The organism is Mesorhizobium sp. M7A.F.Ca.US.006.04.2.1 (genome assembly GCF_004022915.1).
GTDB lineage: Bacteria > Pseudomonadota > Alphaproteobacteria > Rhizobiales > Rhizobiaceae > Mesorhizobium > Mesorhizobium ciceri.
Genome location: NZ_RZQA01001101.1, coordinates 1 through 1,727 on the forward strand (window position 1 = coordinate 1; position 1,727 = coordinate 1,727).

The 1,727-nt window shown below is 64.2% G+C and carries 2 protein-coding genes; both read left to right on the forward strand.

Features of this window, described 5'->3' with window-relative positions:
- The coding region (locus EN925_RS34700) for a peptidyl-prolyl cis-trans isomerase (protein ID WP_206633103.1) at nucleotides 1–849 on the forward strand (849 nt) is incomplete at its 5' end.
- A partial coding sequence (gene trpD, locus EN925_RS34705) for an anthranilate phosphoribosyltransferase (protein WP_128337310.1) occupies nucleotides 846–1,727 on the forward strand: 882 nt, incomplete at its 3' end. The genes EN925_RS34700 and trpD, both read left to right, overlap by 4 nt.

Sequence of the window (1,727 nt, forward strand, 5' to 3'; positions counted from 1 at the left end):
GTGCTGCTGCGTGTCACCGAGATCAAGCCCGAAGTGGTGAAGCCGCTGGCCGAGGTGTCCGACCAGATCCGCAAGGATCTGGCGCTGGGCGAGGCAAGCCGCATCCTTCTGGACGTGCGCGACAATTACGATGACACCCGCGCCGCCGGCAGTTCGCTGGCCGACGCCGCGGCCAAGCTGAAGCTGAAGGTCGTCACCATCGATGCCATCGATCGCAGTGGACTGCGGCCAGATGCAAGCATCGTCAAGGACCTGCCGCAATCGCCGGAGCTGATCAAAGCCGTCTTCGACGCCGAACCCAACACGGAAAACGATGCCTTGACCACAGCCGACAACGGCTTCGTCTTCTATGAGGTGGCGTCCATCACGCCGGCTCGCGACCGCACGCTGGATGAGGTTCGTCAGAAAGTCGTGGCCGACTGGACGGCGGCGGAAACAAGCAAGCGGCTCGCCGCCAAGGCTGACGAGCTGGAAAAGCGGCTCAAGGCCGGCGCAACGCTCGATGTCATTGCCAGCGAACTGAAGCTGGAAAAGCAGACCAAGCGCGGTGTCAAGCGCGAGGCTGACGACGTCGATTTCGGCAAGGAAGGTGCCGCAGCGATGTTCGGAGTCGGCGAAGGCGGTACCGGCCTGATCCCCTCGCCTACCGGCGACGGGCAGATACTGTACAAGGTCGCCGAAGTGTTCGAGCCCGCCGGGGCCGATGCCAGCTCGGTGCCGGATGACGCACAGAAATCCTTCACCTCCGGCATGTCGGACGACCTGCTCGACCAATTGGTGGCGCAGTTGCAGACGCAGTACGACGTTCGCGTCGACCAGGCCGCCGTCGCCCAAGCCTCGACAAGATGAGCGCGCTGAAAACCCATATCGCCAAGATCGCGACCGGTAGCGCGCTTTCCTTCGAGGAAGCGCGCGAGGCCTTCGACATCATCATGTCGGGTGATGCGACCCCCGGCCAGATCGGCGGTTTCCTGATGGCGCTGCGCGTGCGCGACGAGACGGTGAGCGAGATTTCCGGCGCCGTCGCCACCATGCGGGCCAAGATGCTGCAAGTCGACGCGCCGGACGGCGCCATCGATATCGTCGGCACCGGCGGGGACAATTCCCACAGCGTCAATATTTCCACGGGATCGGCCTTTGTCATCGCCGGCAGTGGTGTGCCGGTTGCCAAGCACGGCAATCGTGGCCTGTCCTCGCTGACAGGAGCCGCCGACGTGCTGGTTGCGCTCGGCGTCAAGATCGACATCTCGCCCGAATTCATCGGCCGCTGCATCCACGAGGCTGGCATTGGTTTCATGTTCGCGCCCGCGCACCATCCAGCGATGAAACATGTCGGTCCGACCCGCGTCGAACTCGGCACCCGCACCATCTTCAACCTGCTCGGGCCGCTCTCCAATCCAGCTGGCGTCAAGCGGCAGCTGGTCGGTGTGTTCCTGCCGGAATGGATCCTGCCGGTTGCCGAGACGCTGAAGGCACTGGGTGCGGAGCATGCCTGGGTTGCTCATGGCGACGGCTATGACGAGATCACCACCACCGGCGAGACGCAGGTCGCCGAACTGATCGGCGGCGAGATCCGCAGCTTCACCCTGACGCCTGAAGCGGTCGGGTTGCCGCGCCACAGCAGGGACGAACTGCGTGGCGGCGATGCGGACTACAATGCCAAAGCCTTGCGCGATATGTTGGGCGGCGCTGCCGGCGCCTATCGCGACACCGTGCTGATGAATGCC